This window comes from Alishewanella sp. WH16-1 (assembly GCF_001441695.1).
GTDB classification, from domain to species: domain Bacteria; phylum Pseudomonadota; class Gammaproteobacteria; order Enterobacterales; family Alteromonadaceae; genus Alishewanella; species Alishewanella agri.
In genome coordinates this window covers 1-19,314 of the sequence record NZ_LCWL01000072.1, presented here as the reverse complement: position 1 = coordinate 19,314, position 19,314 = coordinate 1, and the positions used below count along the sequence as shown (strand labels likewise).

Below are 19,314 nucleotides of genomic sequence, written 5' to 3'. Positions count from 1 at the left end.
CCTTACCTAGTCTTTAGTGAAGATACATAACCAAAGCCCAATTTACACAAGCTACTGATATCTTTTTTGAATAAAAAACAGCAAGTCAAAAATGATAATAAAAAAGCTAAAAAAACATAGGTAAACGGTGGTAAGAAAATATTTGTCACTAAACTAACTGATAACAGCAGAACTATAGACAAGTAAATTTTACAGTTATCTAATTTCAGCCAAATTCTTGAACTAGCTTCCGTCCTTATAACAAATAAAGTGAAAAAAGCAAATGCGGAAGCCGCAGCTGCACCACGTGCACCATAAATAGGAATCAAATACCAATTCCCAACTAAATTAATAAGTAAAGCTATTAGTGCTGCTAACAAAGAGAATAAAGTTTTCCTTGTTACACCGATCCCAATACCAGTAGCTTCAGATAAGGTATATAGCAAAGGATAAGCTATAGCTAACAATAGAATGTATTGTACTTCAGCATACTCGCCAGGAAGTATATAACTTATAACCCAAGAGAACATTCCGGTTAGCGACCATATGATTAAAACAACTACAGCTACAGCATTTGTCACTTGCTGAATTTTCTTAATACACAAATTACTAGAAGTCCACTGATATACAGTGGGCACCCAAACTGTGGTGAATATTGCTTGAAATATAAGAGCTATAGAAGCAAAACTAAGTGCAACAGAATACACTCCTAATTCACTGAAACTAGAAAAACTCCTTAAGAAAATTTTGTCAGTACTAGTTAATCCCCAAAATGCGATGCCGCTACCAATTAGAGGAAGTGAATAATTAATCATTTGTTTTAATCTTGCAATATCAATCTCAGCACGCAATGCTCTTTTCCACACGAGACGAGTATTCCAACCTAATAAAACTAGCACAGTAGATATAGAAAAAAAGTTTGCGACTATTAGCTCCGTGAAGAGTAGGTTGTTTTTAATTAAAACAAAAAATACTACTAATGATAGGAATATTACCTTTGGCATAATTTGACTAACAGAGAAAGCTATTCCTCTTTCCTGCATTCTAAGTATTAAACTAAGATAACGAGAAATAAAGCTAAAAAATATAGACAAAACAACAAAAAAAGAGATTAACACCGAATCTAGTGCAAACAATAAATTAGAAGCCGAAAATGAAAAAAAACAAAATAGCGTAATGACGACTATCAAAATGAATAAACCGGGAAACATCACTTCTTTTAAAAGGGCATGCTTATCATCTACTACATGGTACTCTCGAACATATGCTTGATCTAAACCTAAGCTAAATAACAGAATTGAAAAACTAATAACGACTTGAAGCATTGCAAGTCGACCGACATCATTCGGAGAAAAATACCAAGCAATTATAGGTAATGAGATTAGCCCAATTACCGCAGAACCAATTGGGCCAATAGAAAAAGCAATGATTTTCTTAATGTTCAAATGAAAAAACCGCGCACTTTGTTAATTACAGCATTGATATCCTTAGCTAGCATGCCGTAGTAAAGTGGCAATCTAACTAATCGCTCACTTTCTTTAGTTGTATAGGCATCCTCGCTATGAAAATGGCTATATTTAATGCCAGCAGGTGCTGTATGAAGAGGGATATAGTGAAACACCGCCATAATATCATTCTGCTTAAGGTGATTAATAAATGCTGTTCGTTCTTCGAGCCCTTTCAGCTTCAGATAAAACATATGTGCGTTATGCTGGCAATGCTCAAGTTTAGCAGGCAACTGCAACAGCCCAGCTTGTTCAAGTTCTTTAAACGCTTCGTAGTATTGATTCCAAGTTTGCAGGCGGTCTTGGTTTATATCATCTGCTTTTTCAAGCTGGCCCCAAAGGTAAGCGGCCTGCAAGTCACTAGGAAGAAAACTACTGCCAATATCAACCCAAGTGTACTTATCTACCTGACCACGGAAAAACAGGCTGCGATTGGTCCCTTTCTCACGAATAATTTCCGCTCTTTGTAAAAACCGTGCATCATTGATCAACAATAAACCACCTTCGCCTCCACTGGTGTAGTTCTTGGTTTCGTGGAAACTAAATGCTCCTATATGTCCCAGAGTTCCAAGTGGTTTGCCTTTATAGCGGCTCATCATGCCCTGCGCAGCATCCTCAATAACAAATAATTGATAGCGCTCAGCAAGTGCCATGATGCTATCCATTTCGCAAGCTACGCCCGCATAGTGCACGGGAACTATAGCTTTTGTCTTGGAAGTAATGGCAGCTTCTATTTTTGTTTCATCAATATTCATTGTATCAGGACGAATATCTACAAAAACAATTTTTGCTCCTCTTAAAACAAACGCATTAGCTGTACTAACAAAGGTATAACTTGGCATGATAACTTCATCGCCGGGCCCTATATCAATCAAAAATGCAGCCATCTCCAGAGCAGCCGTGCAAGATGGCGTTAACAAAGCACCTGCACAGCCTGTTTTTTCTTCAAACCAATCTTTACACTTCTTAGTGTACTTGCCGTCACCACACATTTTCCCACTGCGCATAGCATCCAGCACATATTTATCTTCATTTCCCGTATAGGGAGGTTTATTAAAAGGTATCATTATTTGTTCTCATTCAAAAAATCGCGCTCCAACTCAAGCAGCGCTTTACTTCGTTCTTTAAAACGTTTGGCGGGAATACCAAGGTAAATACCCCATGCTGTGGTGCTCTTGGTTACTAAAGACATTGCGCCCACAGAACAACCTTCCGCGATAATCACACCGGGTAGCACCATAGAACCGGCACCAATGATCACTTGTTTTTCTAACACAACTGGCGCAAAGGTTTCCCGCTTAAATTTTTTGGGAATAAGAGAGTTCACCATGCTAGTGCCTGAATAGTCATCGGACTGTGAGAAAATCTTGACTCCATAAGCAAGAGTACAAAAATCTGCTAATTTTATACCGGGCTCACCACCAGCTAATAAACACATGGGCGTTATGTGGCAAAATCGACCTACAACAATGTTTCCAGATAAAATACAAAAATCATCGATACGGGAGTTGTCGCCAATCTCAATTAGCTCTGGATTGTAGATAGCTGCTTTATCGCTAATTTTGACGTTTCGTCCTAGCTTTTTAAAACCAATATTTTTTAATTCAGCAAAGTTTAAGTAAGCCATTTACACCTCAAAAATCGAGCTCCATTGCCTAGTCAGATTCTCTATGGAGAAGTATGTTCTGACACGCTTTTTATTATTCTCAAGTGCCTCAGGTTCACCTTTGGTAATAGCGTCTTTTTCTATGTCATAGACAGTTAAGCCGATGCTCTGCAGAAATGACCAATGAGTTACATCACTACGCAGATATACTGTTTTCCCCATACCTAACAAGGAAATAGTATTACCCATCGCTTGCTGCCTTTTATGGTTGAATATAGCGATATCCAGCGTATTCTGGAATTTTATGTAGTCATCTAAGGGTTGCATTTCAGTTAAAGGAACAAACTTATCTCCGAAAGTCTCATAGCCCAAATTAATAACTTTCGTCGCATGCGCCTTGTCGCCATAAGAAAGAGGGACATATGCCTTGAAATCAACATTAGCAATTGCTTTTAGCTTTTCTAGAGCATCAAAGTGATTATTTGCTGGATCTGCAGAATTCCCTACCTGTATCCTAAGTTCTGGATTATCAGCTGAAGGTCTTTTACAATCTCTATATAAATTACTAGGGTACAACGTGCACTCATGATAGCGGCCCTTGTTATCATACCAACGTCGTACAAGCTCGATATCACCGGGAATATAAGTCACCAGATGACCTATATTTTTAATAACTCGACGTCGGACAGCTTCACGAATTTTCCATTTTACCGATTTGTCTGTGGCTTCGTATAAATAGAGATCTGCCCCCCAGATGACCCAATAGACTTTCTTACACAGCCAAGGCATCAGCAACAACATTAGCAGTATGTTATTATCAAAAAGGCCATGAATAATAATTTTCTCAGCTTGACGCATCTTAACAAGTGCTAAGACATAATGAAGCACTTTGTTAATTAGCCCTTTTTTCTCTATGCTAACATTTGGAATTTCATTTAATCGTTCTTGTGCAATACCAATGGTTAAATGAAAGTGATGGTTTGCAACATTAAAGTTATCACTAACAAACTTGACATAATCAGGTAAGAATTTTTCACAACTAGATAAATGAAGCACTCTTATCGACATTATTCACTTTTTCCCAAAGCAAATAGATATCGTCCATAGTCATTTTTAGACATGCCCTCTGCAATTTTTAATAGCTTCTCACTAGATAACCAACCATTGCTCCAAGCAATCTCCTCTAAACAAGCAATTTTAAATCCTTGCCTATGCTCAACTGTTTGCACAAATGAGCTTGCTTCAACCAAGCTATCATGCGTGCCTGTATCCAACCAGGCGAAACCCCGTCGTAATAACTCAACATTTAAACGACCTTGTTTTAAATATTCATTATTGACACAGGTAATTTCTAATTCACCACGTGCTGATGGTTGAATATGTTTAGCAATATCGATTACGTCGTTGTCATAAAAGTACAAGCCAGTTACAGCATAATGTGATTTTGGTTTGGCAGGCTTTTCTTCGATTGAAATGGCTTTATAGTTCTCATCAAACTCAACCACACCAAAACGATGAGGATCCTTAACCTGATAGCCAAAAACAGTAGCGCCTGCGTCTCTAGAGGCAGCACTTTGTAGTTTTGGGCGGAGGCCATGGCCGTAAAAGATATTATCGCCAAGCACCAGACATACGCTGTCGTTACTAATAAAATGCTCGCCGATAATAAATGCCTGCGCTAATCCATCCGGTTCAGGTTGAATGGCGTAGCTTAAATTAATTCCAAAATCACTGCCATCGCCTAATAAACGTTGAAATGCAGCTTGATCCTCAGGTGTAGTGATAATAAGAATATCGCGGATCCCAGCTAGCATTAGTACAGACAACGGATAATAAATCATTGGTTTGTCGTAAACCGGTAACAATTGTTTAGATACACCACGTGTTATTGGATACAAGCGTGTACCCGAACCACCCGCTAAAATTATGCCTTTCATTTTAAGCTCCCTGCCCTAACCGCTCCAACTGATAACTGCCATCCAGCACTGCCTGCCACCAGTCTTTGTTTTCTAAATACCACTGTACTGTTTTGCGTAAACCGGTTTCAAAGGTTTCTTCTGGCTTCCAGCCTAATTCACGTTCTATTTTGCTGGCGTCAATGGCGTAACGCAGATCGTGTCCGGGGCGATCCTGCACGAAAGTGATTAAACTTTCGTAGTTTTGAATGTTGAGAGTTGAGTGTTTAATTGGCGCCAGCTCTTCTAATATCGCACAAATTGTTTTTACCACTTCGATATTTTGTTTTTCATTGTGGCCGCCGATGTTATAGGTTTCTCCCACTTTACCTTCGGTTACTATCTTGTATAAAGCGCGGGCGTGGTCTTCTACATAGAGCCAATCGCGGATCTGGTTGCCTTTGCCATATACCGGCAGTGGTTTACCTACTAACGCATTTAAAATCATTAACGGTATTAGCTTTTCCGGGAAGTGATATGGGCCGTAATTGTTTGAGCAATTGGTAACGATAACCGGCAGACCGTACGTACGCTGCCATGCGCGGACTAAATGGTCCGAACTGGCTTTACTTGCCGAGTACGGGCTGCTCGGCGCGTAAGGGGTAGTCTCTGTAAATAAGTCATCCGTGCCATGTAAATCGCCATAAACTTCATCGGTAGAGATATGATGAAAGCGAAATGCCTGCTTACGTGCTTCTGGCAAGGCTTTCCAATAATTACGTGCTGCTTCAAGTAAAGTGTAAGTACCAATAATATTGGTTTCAATAAAGGCCGCCGGGCCGTCGATTGAACGGTCAACGTGACTCTCAGCCGCTAAATGCATAACGGCATCTGGCTGATGAGTTTCAAATATTTCGGCCATGGCAGCAGCATCACAAATATCAGCTTGTTCAAACGCATAGCGTTCGTTGTTAGCAACGCTAGCTACCGAATTCAAATTGCCCGCATAAGTTAGTTTATCAACATTAATAACACTATTTGATGTGTTATCAATAATATGACGCACAACCGCAGAGCCGATAAAGCCAGCACCACCCGTTACCAACAACTTCATAACCATATCCCTTTTGTGTCTACCACTAAACCGCTAGTCGGGCCTTGCTGTTTAAACTCTTTATGATCAACCAGAAGAACATGTATGTCCGCTTTGGCATAAGCTAAATCTACTGTAACTAACTCATTATTGCTTAATTTAGCAGGTAAACAGTCGATGTTAGGTTCGACTAACAGCACTGTTCCTTGGTGAAAATTGATAATTTGCTGAGCTATCGCACAAGCAGGGCTTTCACGCAGGTCGTCAATATCAGGTTTAAAGGCCAATCCATAACAGGCGACAGTAATATCTTTCGCTGTCTTATTTGGATGGGATAGCAGAAAATCAGCAATAGCAATTTTAACTTTTTCAATAACCCATTCTGGCTTGCTATCGTTTACTTCGCGAGCAGTTCGTATAAGCTTAGCAACTTCAGGAGTTTTACTAACAATAAACCAGGGGTCTACCGCGATACAATGTCCACCGACACCTGGGCCTGGTTGTAATATATTTACCCGTGGGTGGCGGTTTGCCAGCTTTATCAATTCCCAAACATTAATATCGAGCTTATCGCAAATCATGGATAGTTCATTGGCAAAAGCAATATTTACATCGCGAAAACTATTTTCTGTTAGTTTTGCCATTTCAGCCGTGCGGGCGTTGGTGATTACACATTCGCCCTGTACAAAAGCTTTATATAGCGCTACTGCGTAAGCGGAACACTTTGGTGTCATACCACCAATAACACGGTCGTTTTCAATTAACTCACGCATTACATGGCCTGGCAACACGCGTTCCGGGCAATGTGCAACCCGAATATCAGAGTCTTCACCATGCGTTTGCGGGAAAGTTAAATCAGGTCTTGCTTCGGCTAACCAGGCAGCCATTTGCTCGGTTGCACCAACCGGTGAAGTCGACTCCAAAATCACCAGGTTACCTTTTTGCAGTACTGGTGCAATGGCTTTGCTGGCAGCCTCTATATAGCTTAAGTCTGGCTCATGGTTATCACCTTTAAAAGGCGTAGGTACTGCAACAATAAAAGCATCTGCTGCTTCAGGTTTGGTTGTTGCCTTTAGATAGCCCTCAGTTACTGCAGCATGTACAGCGATATCTAAGTCAGGTTCAACAATATGAATTTTACCCTGGTTAATAATGTCTACCGCTTTTTGATTTACGTCTACACCCACTACCCTAATTTTACGAGAGGCGAAAACTGCGGCTGTCGGTAAGCCTATATAACCTAAACCAATTACTGATAAAGATGAAAACTTCATAAATTACTTACCTTGAAAAAGCGTATCGAGAATGCGTTGGCAAGCTTGGCCATCGCCATAAGGATTGTGAGCACGACTCATAGCATTGTAAGCGGCTTCATCAGTAAGCAATGTGCTTACTTCTGTGGTAATTTTTGCGATATCGGTGCCTACCAGTTTTACTGTACCCGCTGCAACAGCTTCGGGCCGCTCTGTCGTATCCCGCATTACTAATACAGGTTTACCCAACGAAGGGGCCTCTTCTTGAATACCACCAGAGTCGGTTAAGATAATGTGCGAACGCATCATTAAATAAACAAAGGGCAAATAGTCTTGTGGCTCAATTAAAAACACATTATTTAAGCCAGCTAGTAAACGGTTTACTGGTTCTTGCACATTGGGGTTTAAGTGCACAGGATAAACAATTTGACAATTGGGGTAGTTAACCGCAATTTGCCGTAGCGCCTCACAGATACGCTCAAAACCACCACCAAAACTTTCGCGGCGATGCCCGGTTACCAGGACCATTTTTTTGTTACTATCTAAAAACGGGTAACGGCTGGCTAAAGTATTGGCAAGACCTGTATTTCGTTCAATTTTTTGCTTAACCAGTAACAAAGCATCGATAACGGTGTTACCTGTAACGCTAATACTTGCTTGCGCTACGTTTTCTGCCAACAGGTTTTGTTGCGAGGTGGTAGTAGGTGCGAAATGATAGCTAGCTAATGCGCCAGTTAACTTACGATTACCCTCCTCTGGCCAGGGGCTATAAATATTACCCGTGCGTAAACCAGCCTCAACATGACCTACTTTTATTTGCTGATAGTAAGCGGCTAAAGAGGCAGCCAAGGTAGTAGCAGTATCGCCATGCACTAACACAATATCAGGCTTAAATTCAGAAAGAACAGGTTGCAACCCATTCAGAATGCCCGTTGTAACATCTGTAAGGGTTTGCCCTGCTTTCATAATGTTTAGGTCATAGTCTGGGCGAATTTCAAATAAATCTAACACCTGATCGAGCATTTCACGATGCTGTGCAGTTACACAGACTTTAGCTTCAAAACGGCTATCTGCCTCCAATGCATGCACCAGCGGTGCCATTTTAATGGCTTCAGGGCGGGTACCAAATACAGTTAGAACTTTCATGTTTACTTCTTAGAAAAATAGCGAATTAACACAAATAAGACACTTAGCATGCCACCCAACATCACACCTAAAATACATATTAAAGCTCTTGCGGGTTTAGCTTTTTTCTCAGCTACCACCGCCGGATCGACAGTTTTAAACACATATTCACTGCGCACATTGGCCAACATTAAGGTTTTGGTTTGTTCTTCTATCAGTGAGAACAACATAGCACGGGCATCAGCGAGATTTGTTTGTGCAATTTGCTCATTTAAATAGGCGATACTGCGTTGTGCTTCGTTTAGCTCGCGTTGGCGCAGGTCCTCGTTAATTTCTTTAACTAAGTTATCTACCCATTCTTTTGCTAATATCGGGGAGTAATGTTGCACGCTAAGCTTTACCATTCCGCTGGTTTTATCCTGTGATACGCTTAATAGCTTCATAAATTCGGTGTAGGTTTCCTGCACGCTGGGTTTAGGCTGAAAAGGCGCCTTAACCTTTCTTACCCACTCACTTGTGTCGGTGTTATAGATATCGCTATCAATTTTTAGCGTGTCCGAGCCCATGTGCCAACCTTCTGCTGCCATAACAGGGATAAATAGGTCGTATTTTTCTATAAAGCGGCCAATAAAGTCGCGGCTCTTTAACACTTCTATTGCTAGCGTAGTTTTATCGCCACTGCCGCCACCTAAGTTTACCCCGGCAAGTGCTGCTAGGCCGCCTAGTTGTCCAGGTAGGTTTAAGCCGGCTTCAGCATTTACCGGTGCCAACAGTGCTTCACTTTTATAAATATTGGGCAAGCTTAGCGCGTAAATAACAGAGGCAACTGCAAACACAAAGGTAGTGGCAATTATTATCCATTTACCTTGCCAAATAGCGCTAAATAGCTCGCGCAAATCAATTTCGTCATCCGCGGCTGCAGTTTGCGGCGCGTTTATATTCTCAGACATAGTATTCCTTGTTAAAGCCATTTGGCGCCTGTTTACCGGCTATACCCACCAGCACACAGGCACCAAAAACTAAACATTCAACATTCAACATTCAAGAATGCTAAAGCGTTGCAATAGCCGCTATCGCGACGGCGCTGTTATACAGAATTTGTGTTGCGGTTGCCCAAATGGTCATACCGTCTTTGTATTCAGTATTAAGCGGCACCACTATGGTATCGCCAGGCTCTAAACGGTTGCGGTTAATGGCAAACCAGCTGCTGCTGCGGTTCATAACGCTACCGTCTGCTTTAATCACATAAACTGCGTCTTTGTCGGCGCGTTGTTTAAAGCCACCGGCGCGGTTTAGGTAGTCCTGCACACTCAGGCCCGCAGTAAATACATGGTTAGACGGGTTATGTACTTCACCAATAATACTAATGGCGTTACGGCGCTGTGGAATGTAAATTTCGTCGCCATTTTCCAGCTGGATATTTTGGCCACGAATCCCTGCTACGGCGGCGTTCATATCGACAATTAAGCGGCCGACAACCTGGGTTTCATTCAGTTTTGCTGCTAACTCTTCTGCTTCAGCTGCAGTGGGGCCTTTTGAGTCTGTCGTGGCGCTTTGTGCGGCTAACTCTTTTTGTAGGTTTAAACGTAACGTTTCAAGTTGCTTTAACTCATTCTCACGAATACTGGCACGGCTAAATACGGTAGCCTCTGGATGAGCCAGCGTGCTAAAGCCACCCGCGCGGTTAATTACATCGGCTAAACGTTCGCCCTTTTTGATGGTATAGGTGCCTGGGAACTTCACTTCGCCGACCAGCTTAACGGTGTTGGTTTCGCGCCAGTCGGGAATACGTTTAATTTGCAGCGTATCGAGTGGCGTTAACAGCGTGGCACTTGCGGTATCCAACGCCAAAGCCCGATGCTCGGTGCTAAAGGCGGTGCCGCCATCGGTTACCCGACGGGTAAGTTCGGCAGTTACCGCATAGCTAGACTCGCGAAAGCCCCCTGCTACTTCAATTAGCTGCTGCGCAGACATGCCTGCAGTTAATGGGTAGCGGCCGGGGAAACGTACGTCGCCCTCTATGGTTACCACGAGTTGTGGTGTTTCTTTGTCAGACTGTTGTAGCAGGGTTGCGATTAGTTCTTCTACAACCGGCTCGCGTGGTTCTACCATCGAAAATACATGTAAGGTGTCGAGCTCTTGCAGCGGCATAGCCAAATCTTGCGGATTGGCCAGTGACACTACCTGCACGCTGGTTTTAACCGTTGCACTGTTAAAGCGTGAAATAAGGGCGTAGTTTTTGTCGGCGAACTGGTCTAAGTCGAAGCCGGCTTTAAGTAAATCGGCCAGCGTCATACCCGCAGTTAATGGGAAGTCACCGGTAAAGCGGCTAAAACCATTAATAGACACCACTTTAGGTGGTTGTAAAAAACGGGCCTGATCGCGCAGTTCGGCGATAAGCTCTTCAAGACGCGCTTCGCGACTTTCGTTAGCACCAAATAAATACAGCCTGTCGCGCGGTTGCAGTAATAAATTCGCCGCCGAGTTAGGTTGGGTAATGGCCTGTGCCGGATTAAAGGCAATAACTTCGATTTCACGGGTTGGCGCAATTTCGCGGCGGATAATGCCGTAGTTTAAATCGGGGTTAGGCAATAATTCGCGCATATCGGGCAGCACGTCGGAGATACGCATGCCCTCACGCCAGCCGAAACCGCCCGGGCGATGGACATGGCCGGTAAGTTGTACAATGTTTTCAATTTGATCGAGTACCGAGTAAACCTCGATGATATCGCCCTGACGCAGCGCCGTGTTTTTGCCGGCGGCTTGGGTAAGATCGATGTCTTTTAGCATTTTGGCGCCGTTGGCGTCGATGCGCTCTAAGCGGGATACAGCAGGGAAAGCTGTAGATAAAAAGCCACCAGCCAGGCGTACGATGTCGTCTGCTGTTTTTTCGTTTTTAAGTTCGTAAATAGCCGGGCGCAGTACTTCGCCACCAATGCCTACAGTACGCTCGATAGTGGGAATAAATACTACGTCGCCAGGCTGCAGCATAACATCGGCTGAGGTGTCGCCCCGCAGCAGTAAATTGTATAAATCGAGCTGAGCAACGGTTTTACCGCTGCGTTTAATTTCGATATTACGCAGCGAGCCAATTTTCTTTACACCGCCGGCGGCCATGATGGCATGGGTGGCGGTAGACAGTGAGCTGATAGTGTAAGCACCTGGCTGGAAGGCTTCACCCAGCACAAATACGCGAATAGAGCGTAGTTCGCCCATGGTTACGTTTAGCTGGTTGCCGATCATTTGTTGCTGTACGACATTACCCAAATTTTGCCGCAGCTCGCTAAAGGTAAGGCCAGCTACCATAATAGGGCCAATGCTGGGGAAGAAGATCTGGCCGTTACGATCGACGGTTAGTTCTTGCTGGATGTTTTCTTTGCCGTATAGCTGGATGCGAATGCTGTCGCCAGGGCCTACTACATAATCTGCCGGAACTGGGATGTCGGATACGGGGGCAAAGGTGCTGGGTGTACCGGCAAATAAGTCGTAACCAAATTGTTTGAGGTTTTGCCGCAGGTTACGGGCTTTTTGTTTTGGCTTACGGTTATTTTCGTCGAGTTCGGCTTTATCCAGCTCGGTTGTGGCGCGCTCTACAACATCATCCGCTTGACGTTGGTCCTGGCTTTGCGTCATGCCGTTGATATCGCGGCGTGGCGTTAATTCTTGCAAGCTTGGTGCGGGTTGCATAGGTGTTGCTACGGCAGGGCCGGTAAGCTGCGATAAATCAACACCATATTGCGCGGCAAGGGCTTCTTGTTGCGCTCTGGGAAGTTGTTTAAATTGCTCAATTTGTGCCGCAGTAATTTGTTGCGCAACTGCACCGGTGCTGAGCAGGACCCCCAGGGTGCAGGCTGCAACAGTGCGGAAAAGACTCTTTGACAACCTCATTAAAATGCTTCCGTTTCAGTTAGTTATAAATTGACAGAACTGGTTTTAGCTGGCTTTAGGCACGCTACCGCCCTTGGGATAAGCGCCCCAAAACTAAAAATGCTTGAATTTCAAACGCGGGATTATAGCTGATATCCCGTCAGGTTATTACCTGAATACGTATTTTTTATGACACCTTGTTAGCAGGGTGTCAGCTATTCTTTTCTAAGCTTTTGTTTTCTATTGTTAAGTGCAGCTGCTGCCCTAAAAAGTTAAGCAAAATCGTGCTGCGACTTTCGCCATCTGGCTGTTGAAATACGGCATTTAGGCTAGCAAAAGGGCCTTCGAGAATAGTTAAGGCGTCGCCAGGTTGAAACGGGTGCTGCTGAGGCTGTTGTTGTAGTTTGAGTTGTTGCTGAAGCAGCCAATGTATCAGGTTGTTTGGCACAGTTGCCAGGGCATCGCCAAAGCGTACCAGGCCACCTACCCCACGGGTGCTACGAATAGTAGAAAGGTTTGGGGTTTGCGGGCATTTTAAAAAAATATAACGCGGGAACAACGGTTCAGTAACCAGTACGGTTTTACCGGCACGCAGTTTTTTGCTGGTGATAACGGGGACAAAGCTTTCAAAGCCTTGGTTAGCAAGGTGCTGCTGGGCCCTTTGCTCTTGCCGGGGCTTACTATAAATAAGATACCAGTTATCCATAACCTACTACGTCCGTGAAACCGGGCGAGATGATAGAGTATTGCCGTTGTGCTGGTCAATCATTTATCTTGCTCCGGCAGGCAGTTGCTGTATTGTTCACCAGCGCCATTCAATTTTAAGCCCTGCGGCGTGTTCAAATACTGTTTCAGTATTTTGTTTACCACGCTGCAGCTGGTAGTCGACACTCACTAAACCACCGAATACCGGATGCTGATAACCGGCCTGAAGTGTGGCAGCATCGGTTAGCCATTCTGGCTGGGCATTAGTGGTTTGCTGTGAGGTACTATTACCAAAACTGATATAGCCCGCCTGGCCACGTGCCGTGCTAATTTGTGCCCCGGCTACCCATTGGTTTTTTACCGGCGCTTTGTTGCTGCCTGGCTTAATAAATAGCCACTGGCTGTAATCTTCCGGGATGTGTTGATATTCGGCGAATAACCGCACCAGTACTTGCTGATTTCCCAGGTGGTATTGGCTACCAACTAACCAGCCGTTGCTTTGCTCGTCGCTGCGTTGGCTGGATAGCTCGGCGTAGACGGCGGTTTGAGAGCTTAAATGATAGCGTAAATCCAGCCCGAGGGTTGTAATATCATCTTGCGGCAACAGGTTGCTGTATGGCTCTGTAGTAAGCTGTTCGGCAAGTTTAGGTTTCAGTTGTTTAGTGTTAACGCCAACTTCCAGCTCTCGGATTGGCTTTAACGTAAGTCGCGCGGCGGCATAGGTGGCGTGACGGGTTGGCGCTGTGCCTGAAAATTCGCCATATTGCACATTTAAATGCACCGGACCTAACCAGCTTAAACTTTCATGCAGTGGTACCTTAGGGTTAAGCCGGCTTAATTGCAGGCTTTTGGCTGGCCGCTGCTGGTTGTTGAAGTTAAAGCTGCTATGAATGGCTGGCCCCCACCATTGCTGATGAACCGCCGCTAAAAGCACCCAGTTCCCGGCGGTATAGGCACCGTAAGAGCCATCCCAGTTTGTTTGATTTTCTGACTGACTGTTGGCGTCGTAACTATCGTGGCGCAAGTTTTTGACGATGCCACTGGTCCAGTTTTCACCTTTTACTTCAAGGCCCAGGGTAGCAGAGGCTTTGTCGCGATACTGCTGGCCAAAACCGGCTTGGGCTAAAGGATCGGAACTGGCTTGTAAGCTGGCAGTTTTAATGGTGGTACGCTGCGCAAAGGATGCAGCCGACTGCACTCGCAGATAGGCGAAAAGCTCGGCTTGAGTTAGGCTTTGGGTGTTAATAAGCTGCAGCTCTTCCATTATTGGCTGCCACATTAAAGGCCAGGTGTTAACCGGTATATTGATATGACCGGCATTTGCCAGTAGCTGGATGCTTTGTTGTAAAAACTGGTCGTCTGTTTTTACCCATGGCGTGGCTTGCAGCCCCGTAGCCAGACTTAACCCTAAGGTTGCCAAAACTGCTTTTGATAAAACTCGCATCTTACATAAACATCCTGTACGGGCTTATTACCCGCGGCAATGCTACCAAACCGCTGTAGGGGTTACAAGTTTTGAGTTATCCACACGTCTCCGGTACCGGTCGGAGGTCAGATGTCAGACCGGTACCGGAGACGTGAGGATATTTTAATGTTTTGTATTTTTAATTTTTACCAATCAACATTCGGGGCTTGGCTATCTTTTGCTGACAAGATAGCGTCTTGCAATGGCCAACTGATATTGAGTTTGGGGTCAAACGGCTGGAACACGCCTTCGTCCGAAGGGTTGTAATAGCTGCTGGTTTTGTAAAACACCAGGTTCGTGCTGTCGAGTGCCTGAAAGCCGTGCGCAAATCCTGCAGGGATCCAGAGCTGTTGCGGGTTGTCGGCACTAAGGATGATACCCTGCCACTGGCCATAGGCAGGCGAATGGGGTCGGATATCGACCATGACATCGTAAATGCGGCCTTGTAATACGGTAACTAGCTTGCCTTGCGGCTGTTGCCGCTGAAAATGCATTCCTCTGATTACTCCCCTGGTTGAGTGTGACAAGTTGTCCTGAACCAAAGGCTCGGTTATACCCAGCTCCTCGTAGCGCTGCTGCACATATAACTCTTGGAAATATCCGCGCTGGTCGCGGTATTGGGTTTGGCTAAGTAGCAGGCAGCCGGGTAAGGAGGTTTCAATAATCTTCATTGCAGCTCAGATTGATAATGTATTTATCCACACGTCTTCGACACCTGTGTATAAAATGTGCGACTTATCCACTGGTGTCGGACACCGGTCAGAGGTCGAGCCTGTTTTGCAGGTACCAGATTACCGTTTTTCGCAGGCCGCTGGCAAAGCTTTCTTGCGGCTGCCAGCCTAGCTCGCGTTGTATTTTACTGGCGTCGATGGCGTAGCGTTGGTCGTGGCCGGGGCGATCGGCTACGTGGGTGATTAATTTTGAATGTTGAGTTTTTAGTGTTGAGTGTTGAGTTGGGGCTAGTTCGTCTAGTAGTGTGCAGATGGCTTTTACTACGTCGAGGTTTTTGATTTCGTTGTGGCCGCCGATGTTGTAGGTTTGCCCTACTTTGCCTTTGGTTAAAACGGTAAGCAGCGCTCGGGCGTGATCTTCTACAAATAGCCAATCGCGGATTTGTTCGCCGTTGCCATATACCGGCATGGGTTCGCCGGCCAGGGCTTTGGTGATCATAAGCGGGATCAATTTTTCGCGGTTTTGATTCGGGCCGTAGTTATTTGAGCAGTTGGTGATCAAAATTGGTAAGTTGTAAGTGCGATGCCAGGCCCGAACCAGATGATCGCTGGCTGCCTTACTGGCCGAATAAGGGCTGCTGGGAGCATAGGGTGTGGTTTCAGTAAAAAGATCGTTACTGCCGGCCAGGTCGCCAAATACTTCATCGGTGGAGATATGCTGAAACCGAAAATTAGCTTTAACTGCGGCCGGGGCCTGCTGCAGGTATGCCCTACTCGCTTCCAATAAGGTGTAGGTTCCGATGATATTGGTATTGATAAAGTCTGCCGGGCCAGTAATGGAGCGGTCGACATGGCTTTCTGCAGCTAGGTGCATAATAGCATCTGGCTGAAATTGCTGGAATAAACTGTCTATAGCGGCACGATCACAAATATCGGTTTGTGAAAAATAATAGCGGGGCGAGGCCTCGATGTCGGATAGCGCAGCCAAATCGGCGGCATAGGTAAGCTTATCGATGTTAACCAGGGTGTAGTCGGTTACCTGAAATAGGTGTCTTAGCAGGGCTGAGCCAATAAAACCCGCGCCACCTGTTACAAAAATAACTTTTGCCATATTACCTTGTTTTTAATCTGCTGCTTTATGTGAGGCCTGGCTTAGCAACTGGGTTAGCGCCAGCTTTAAACTGTCGCGCCAGGATGGCACTGGGGTATTAAAGTGTTGCTGAATTTTGCCACTGGCCAAGGCGCTAAAGGCTGGCCGGCGGGCGGCAGTTGGATAGGCGCTAGTTTGAATGGGTTCGACCGTACATTCAAGCCCGGCAGTGTGGAAAATGGCGCCGGCAAAATCGTACCAGCTGGTAATGCCGTTATTGGCGTAATGCCAAAGCTGTGGCGGGTTAAATAGCGGCTGCTCGGTAGCCTCAGCCATTTGTAATATCGCAATAGCCAAATCGCGGGCATAGGTTGGGCTACCATATTGATCTGCAACCACTTTAAGCGGTTTACCGCTTTGGGCTAGTCTAAGCATAGTTTTTACAAAATTAGTGCCAAACTCTGAATAGAGCCAGCTGGTGCGGATAATCGCTCCTTCGCAGCCACTTTGCAGCAGCGCTTGTTCACCAGCCAGTTTACTGGCGCCGTAAACTGACTTGGGTGCTGGGCTATCTTGCTCGGTATACGGATGCGCCTGCTCACCGGAGAAAACATAATCTGTACTGATGTGCAGCAACGCGATATTGTGCAGGGCAGCTTGCGCGGCGAGATTCGACACGCCATCGCGGTTAATGCGGTAGGCTTGCGCCGGCTCGGCTTCGGCTTTGTCTACTGCAGTATAGGCTGAGCAATTAATGATAACCTGCGGCTGAAAGCGCTGTATAGCTTGCCCGATACTTGCAGTATCGCAAATATCAACTTCGCTGCGCCCGGTGCTGATAAGCGTTAATGCGGGAAACCCAGCCGCTTCGGCTTGTAGCGCCTGGCCTAGCTGGCCATTGGCGCCTGTTATCAGCACCACGAGAGAATTCACCATTCAACACTCAACATTCAAAACTCAAAAGGATTAATCGTCCTGACTGTTGGAAAATCAGCGGTGTTTCGGGTGACAACAATTAAGTTATTCGCCATGGCTGTGGCAGCAATTAAACCATCCATTACGGCAAGACGATTGGGTACATTTATTTGTGCATAATGCAAAGCGACATTGGGAGTTATATCCAAAATTCGGCCTTGAAAGTGCATTTTAACCAGGTGATTTAGCCAGATCCGAAGAGGAGTTGCCTGCTGAGGATCTCGCCTCTCGAGCGACAAAACTCCCATCTCTAACTCTGCCATTGTTATAACGGATAAATAAAGATCTTCGGCAGAAACACTGTCGGTCCAACGCCGTACGTTTTGATCTAGCCGATCTGTGCCAGATTTACGTAGCTCAGATATCACGTTAGTGTCTAAAAGGTACATTAGAAGATGACTGCCCTGAGTAAATCTGTTTGACGCTCTATATCAAAATCGACTTCAGCGGCTGCCGGATAAGCCAGCAATTCGGTGATTTTCTTGGTTTTGGCATTTAACTTTTTGTATTCTTCCGCGGATAACAGTACGGCCTCGAGTTCACCGCGGTTAGTAATATGTACAGGGCCTTTTTTGGCTGCACGTTTTGCAGCTGCCGCGTCGTGATTAAATTCTCTGCTAGTCATAGTTGTATGCGACATAAATGTACCCCCCAATCCTGAAAATGTAGCTTTATTATAGCTGAAGCAAAAAAAATAACCATGCACGTATCTAGTACCGGTGAAGAGAATTTTGGTTGGTAAATTGTATATTCATTTTCGCGGCTTTATGATGGTTATATCACTTCTCTAGCGTTATAAGGATCGGATAATGCTGTCTTCTTTTGCAAAAGTTTCTGTTATTGGCCTTGGATACATCGGTTTACCTACTGCGGCGGTTATCGCTTCGCGCGGGGTTGAGGTGGTGGGTGTCGATGTGTCTGAGCACGCGGTTAATACCATTAACCAGGGCAAAATTCATATTATCGAACCAGATTTAGATATGCTGGTACAGGCCGCGGTAACCACGGGTAAGCTGCGGGCGTCGCTTATGCCAGAGCCGGCGCAGGCTTTTATGATTGCTGTGCCTACGCCTTTTAAAGACGATAAAGCGCCTGATCTGAGTTATATTCGCGCGGCGCTGGAGAATATTGCACCCGTTATCGAAAAGGGGAACCTGATTATTCTGGAGTCAACCTCCCCGGTTGGTACTACGGAACAAATTGCGCAGTGGCTAAGCGAATTGCGTCCAGATTTAAAAGTCCCGCTGGATCCTTCAGACAGTGCAGAGGTATTTATCGCACATTGTCCGGAGCGGGTGTTACCGGGCCGGGTATTGCAGGAACTGGTTAGCAACGACCGGATTATCGGTGGTATTACCGATCGCTGTGCCGAAAAAGCCATGGGCTTATACCAACTGTTTGTGCGCGGCGAATGCTTGCGTACCAATGCGCGCACTGCAGAGATGGCAAAGTTAACTGAAAACGCCTTTCGTGATGTCAATATTGCCTTCGCTAACGAGCTATCACTGATTTGTGATGAGTTAAAAATTAACGTTTGGGAACTGATTAAGCTGGCGAACCGCCACCCCCGGGTAAATATCCTCAGCCCGGGCCCTGGTGTGGGCGGGCACTGTATTGCGGTTGACCCTTGGTTTATTGTCGACTCAGCCCCTGCCCTGGCGCGGATGATCCGTACCGCGCGTGAAATTAACGACGGCAAACCGCATTATGTTATCAACAAGGTGAAAGAAGCGGCTGATCAGTTTAAACGGCCAGTAATTGCTTGCTTAGGCCTGGCGTTTAAAGCAGATATCGATGACTTGCGCGAGAGCCCGGCGCTGGATATTGCCGAGCATTTGATCAATGACAATGTCGGCGAAATTTTGTTGGTGGAGCCTAATATCAAGGCACTACCGAAGCATTTGAGCCAGCATGACGACAAGCTCACTACCCTGCCAAAAGCCTTAGAGCGCGCCAATGTGCTGGTGGTACTGGTTGATCATCGTCAATTCAAAGCACTGCATATTAACGATGTAACAACCAAAGTCGTGATCGATACCCGCGGCATCTTCGGCTAGTTATCCACACTTATCCACAGCACTCCGG

18 protein-coding genes are annotated in these 19,314 nt (G+C 45.4%); 1 reads left to right on the top strand and 17 read right to left on the bottom strand.

From position 1 onward, the window contains the following. Positions 1-2: 2 nt before the first annotated feature. The 17 genes from AAY72_RS06290 to AAY72_RS06210 form a co-directional block, all read right to left on the bottom strand. Positions 3-1,424 carry a lipopolysaccharide biosynthesis protein gene (locus tag AAY72_RS06290; protein WP_057786127.1) on the bottom strand — a complete coding sequence of 474 codons (1,422 nt, stop codon included), beginning with the start codon at positions 1,422-1,424 and terminating at the stop codon, positions 3-5. Then, positions 1,421-2,551, bottom strand: coding sequence for a dTDP-4-amino-4,6-dideoxygalactose transaminase (gene rffA, locus AAY72_RS06285; RefSeq protein WP_057786125.1), 1,131 nt, complete (start codon positions 2,549-2,551; stop codon positions 1,421-1,423). Before rffA ends, AAY72_RS06290 begins: the two co-directional genes overlap by 4 nt. Further along, a complete protein-coding gene (locus AAY72_RS06280) occupies positions 2,551-3,111 on the bottom strand; it encodes an acyltransferase (protein WP_057786123.1) in 561 nt (186 codons plus the stop codon). Before AAY72_RS06280 ends, rffA begins: the two co-directional genes overlap by 1 nt. Next, entirely contained in the window at positions 3,112-4,158 is a 1,047-nt protein-coding gene (locus AAY72_RS06275; RefSeq protein ID WP_057786121.1) for a TDP-N-acetylfucosamine:lipid II N-acetylfucosaminyltransferase, read from the bottom strand. Next, entirely contained in the window at positions 4,158-5,027 is an 870-nt protein-coding gene (gene rfbA / locus AAY72_RS06270; protein ID WP_057786119.1) for a glucose-1-phosphate thymidylyltransferase RfbA, read from the bottom strand. The genes AAY72_RS06275 and rfbA overlap by 1 nt, the downstream gene beginning before the upstream one ends. Position 5,028: 1 nt before the next feature. Continuing rightward, positions 5,029-6,099 carry a dTDP-glucose 4,6-dehydratase gene (gene rfbB / locus AAY72_RS06265; protein ID WP_057786117.1) on the bottom strand — a complete coding sequence of 357 codons (1,071 nt, stop codon included), beginning with the start codon at positions 6,097-6,099 and terminating at the stop codon, positions 5,029-5,031. Next, positions 6,096-7,352 (bottom strand): UDP-N-acetyl-D-mannosamine dehydrogenase, encoded by a 1,257-nt coding sequence (gene wecC, locus AAY72_RS06260; RefSeq protein WP_057786115.1) that lies wholly within the window; start codon positions 7,350-7,352, stop codon positions 6,096-6,098. Before wecC (AAY72_RS06260) ends, rfbB (AAY72_RS06265) begins: the two co-directional genes overlap by 4 nt. 3 nt (positions 7,353-7,355) lie before the next feature. Then, positions 7,356-8,477: a non-hydrolyzing UDP-N-acetylglucosamine 2-epimerase gene (gene wecB, locus AAY72_RS06255; RefSeq protein ID WP_057786113.1), complete on the bottom strand. Its 1,122-nt coding sequence runs from the start codon at positions 8,475-8,477 to the stop codon at positions 7,356-7,358. Positions 8,478-8,479: 2 nt separating this feature from the next. Beyond that, positions 8,480-9,427: a Wzz/FepE/Etk N-terminal domain-containing protein gene (locus AAY72_RS06250; RefSeq protein ID WP_231728915.1), complete on the bottom strand. Its 948-nt coding sequence runs from the start codon at positions 9,425-9,427 to the stop codon at positions 8,480-8,482. A gap of 79 nt (positions 9,428-9,506) precedes the next feature. Further along, entirely contained in the window at positions 9,507-12,344 is a 2,838-nt protein-coding gene (locus AAY72_RS06245; protein WP_057786109.1) for an SLBB domain-containing protein, read from the bottom strand. A 190-nt stretch (positions 12,345-12,534) separates the two neighbouring features. Next, complete coding sequence (rfaH, locus tag AAY72_RS06240) at positions 12,535-13,029, bottom strand: transcription/translation regulatory transformer protein RfaH (RefSeq protein ID WP_057786107.1); 495 nt, start codon at positions 13,027-13,029, stop codon at positions 12,535-12,537. Between the two features lie 96 nt (positions 13,030-13,125). After that, positions 13,126-14,472 carry a capsule assembly Wzi family protein gene (locus tag AAY72_RS06235; RefSeq protein WP_057786105.1) on the bottom strand — a complete coding sequence of 449 codons (1,347 nt, stop codon included), beginning with the start codon at positions 14,470-14,472 and terminating at the stop codon, positions 13,126-13,128. Positions 14,473-14,639: 167 nt separating this feature from the next. Beyond that, positions 14,640-15,164, bottom strand: coding sequence for a dTDP-4-dehydrorhamnose 3,5-epimerase (rfbC, locus tag AAY72_RS06230; protein ID WP_057786103.1), 525 nt, complete (start codon positions 15,162-15,164; stop codon positions 14,640-14,642). Positions 15,165-15,252: 88 nt separating this feature from the next. Beyond that, complete coding sequence (gene rfbB, locus AAY72_RS06225; RefSeq protein WP_057786101.1) at positions 15,253-16,275, bottom strand: dTDP-glucose 4,6-dehydratase; 1,023 nt, start codon at positions 16,273-16,275, stop codon at positions 15,253-15,255. A 12-nt stretch (positions 16,276-16,287) separates the two neighbouring features. Continuing rightward, positions 16,288-17,190, bottom strand: coding sequence for a dTDP-4-dehydrorhamnose reductase (gene rfbD / locus AAY72_RS06220; RefSeq protein WP_057786099.1), 903 nt, complete (start codon positions 17,188-17,190; stop codon positions 16,288-16,290). Positions 17,191-17,204: 14 nt separating this feature from the next. After that, positions 17,205-17,618, bottom strand: a complete 414-nt coding sequence (locus tag AAY72_RS06215; RefSeq protein WP_057786097.1) for a type II toxin-antitoxin system VapC family toxin — start codon at positions 17,616-17,618, stop codon at positions 17,205-17,207. Then, a complete protein-coding gene (locus tag AAY72_RS06210; protein ID WP_231728914.1) occupies positions 17,618-17,854 on the bottom strand; it encodes a type II toxin-antitoxin system prevent-host-death family antitoxin in 237 nt (78 codons plus the stop codon). Before AAY72_RS06210 ends, AAY72_RS06215 begins: the two co-directional genes overlap by 1 nt. A gap of 184 nt (positions 17,855-18,038) precedes the next feature. Here AAY72_RS06210 and wecC (AAY72_RS06205) point away from each other — a divergent pair, with 184 nt between their 5' ends. Further along, positions 18,039-19,286 (top strand): UDP-N-acetyl-D-mannosamine dehydrogenase, encoded by a 1,248-nt coding sequence (gene wecC, locus AAY72_RS06205; RefSeq protein ID WP_057786094.1) that lies wholly within the window; start codon positions 18,039-18,041, stop codon positions 19,284-19,286. Positions 19,287-19,314 lie beyond the last annotated feature (28 nt).

What these genes read in the sequence shown, in the direction of transcription:
- rffA (WP_057786125.1), bottom strand. Translation starts at nt 2,551, where the DNA reads ATGATACCTTTTAATAAACCTCCCTATACGGGAAATGAAGATAAATAT.
- AAY72_RS06280 (WP_057786123.1), bottom strand. Translation starts at nt 3,111, where the DNA reads ATGGCTTACTTAAACTTTGCTGAATTAAAAAATATTGGTTTTAAAAAG.
- AAY72_RS06275 (WP_057786121.1), bottom strand. Translation starts at nt 4,158, where the DNA reads ATGTCGATAAGAGTGCTTCATTTATCTAGTTGTGAAAAATTCTTACCT.
- rfbA (WP_057786119.1), bottom strand. Translation starts at nt 5,027, where the DNA reads ATGAAAGGCATAATTTTAGCGGGTGGTTCGGGTACACGCTTGTATCCA.
- rfbB (WP_057786117.1), bottom strand. Translation starts at nt 6,099, where the DNA reads ATGAAGTTGTTGGTAACGGGTGGTGCTGGCTTTATCGGCTCTGCGGTT.
- wecC (WP_057786115.1), bottom strand. Translation starts at nt 7,352, where the DNA reads ATGAAGTTTTCATCTTTATCAGTAATTGGTTTAGGTTATATAGGCTTA.
- wecB (WP_057786113.1), bottom strand. Translation starts at nt 8,477, where the DNA reads ATGAAAGTTCTAACTGTATTTGGTACCCGCCCTGAAGCCATTAAAATG.
- AAY72_RS06250 (WP_231728915.1), bottom strand. Translation starts at nt 9,427, where the DNA reads ATGGCTTTAACAAGGAATACTATGTCTGAGAATATAAACGCGCCGCAA.
- AAY72_RS06245 (WP_057786109.1), bottom strand. Translation starts at nt 12,344, where the DNA reads ATGAGGTTGTCAAAGAGTCTTTTCCGCACTGTTGCAGCCTGCACCCTG.
- rfaH (WP_057786107.1), bottom strand. Translation starts at nt 13,029, where the DNA reads ATGGATAACTGGTATCTTATTTATAGTAAGCCCCGGCAAGAGCAAAGG.
- AAY72_RS06235 (WP_057786105.1), bottom strand. Translation starts at nt 14,472, where the DNA reads ATGCGAGTTTTATCAAAAGCAGTTTTGGCAACCTTAGGGTTAAGTCTG.
- rfbC (WP_057786103.1), bottom strand. Translation starts at nt 15,164, where the DNA reads ATGAAGATTATTGAAACCTCCTTACCCGGCTGCCTGCTACTTAGCCAA.
- rfbB (WP_057786101.1), bottom strand. Translation starts at nt 16,275, where the DNA reads ATGGCAAAAGTTATTTTTGTAACAGGTGGCGCGGGTTTTATTGGCTCA.
- rfbD (WP_057786099.1), bottom strand. Translation starts at nt 17,190, where the DNA reads ATGGTGAATTCTCTCGTGGTGCTGATAACAGGCGCCAATGGCCAGCTA.
- AAY72_RS06215 (WP_057786097.1), bottom strand. Translation starts at nt 17,618, where the DNA reads ATGTACCTTTTAGACACTAACGTGATATCTGAGCTACGTAAATCTGGC.
- AAY72_RS06210 (WP_231728914.1), bottom strand. Translation starts at nt 17,854, where the DNA reads ATGACTAGCAGAGAATTTAATCACGACGCGGCAGCTGCAAAACGTGCA.
- wecC (WP_057786094.1), top strand. Translation starts at nt 18,039, where the DNA reads ATGCTGTCTTCTTTTGCAAAAGTTTCTGTTATTGGCCTTGGATACATC.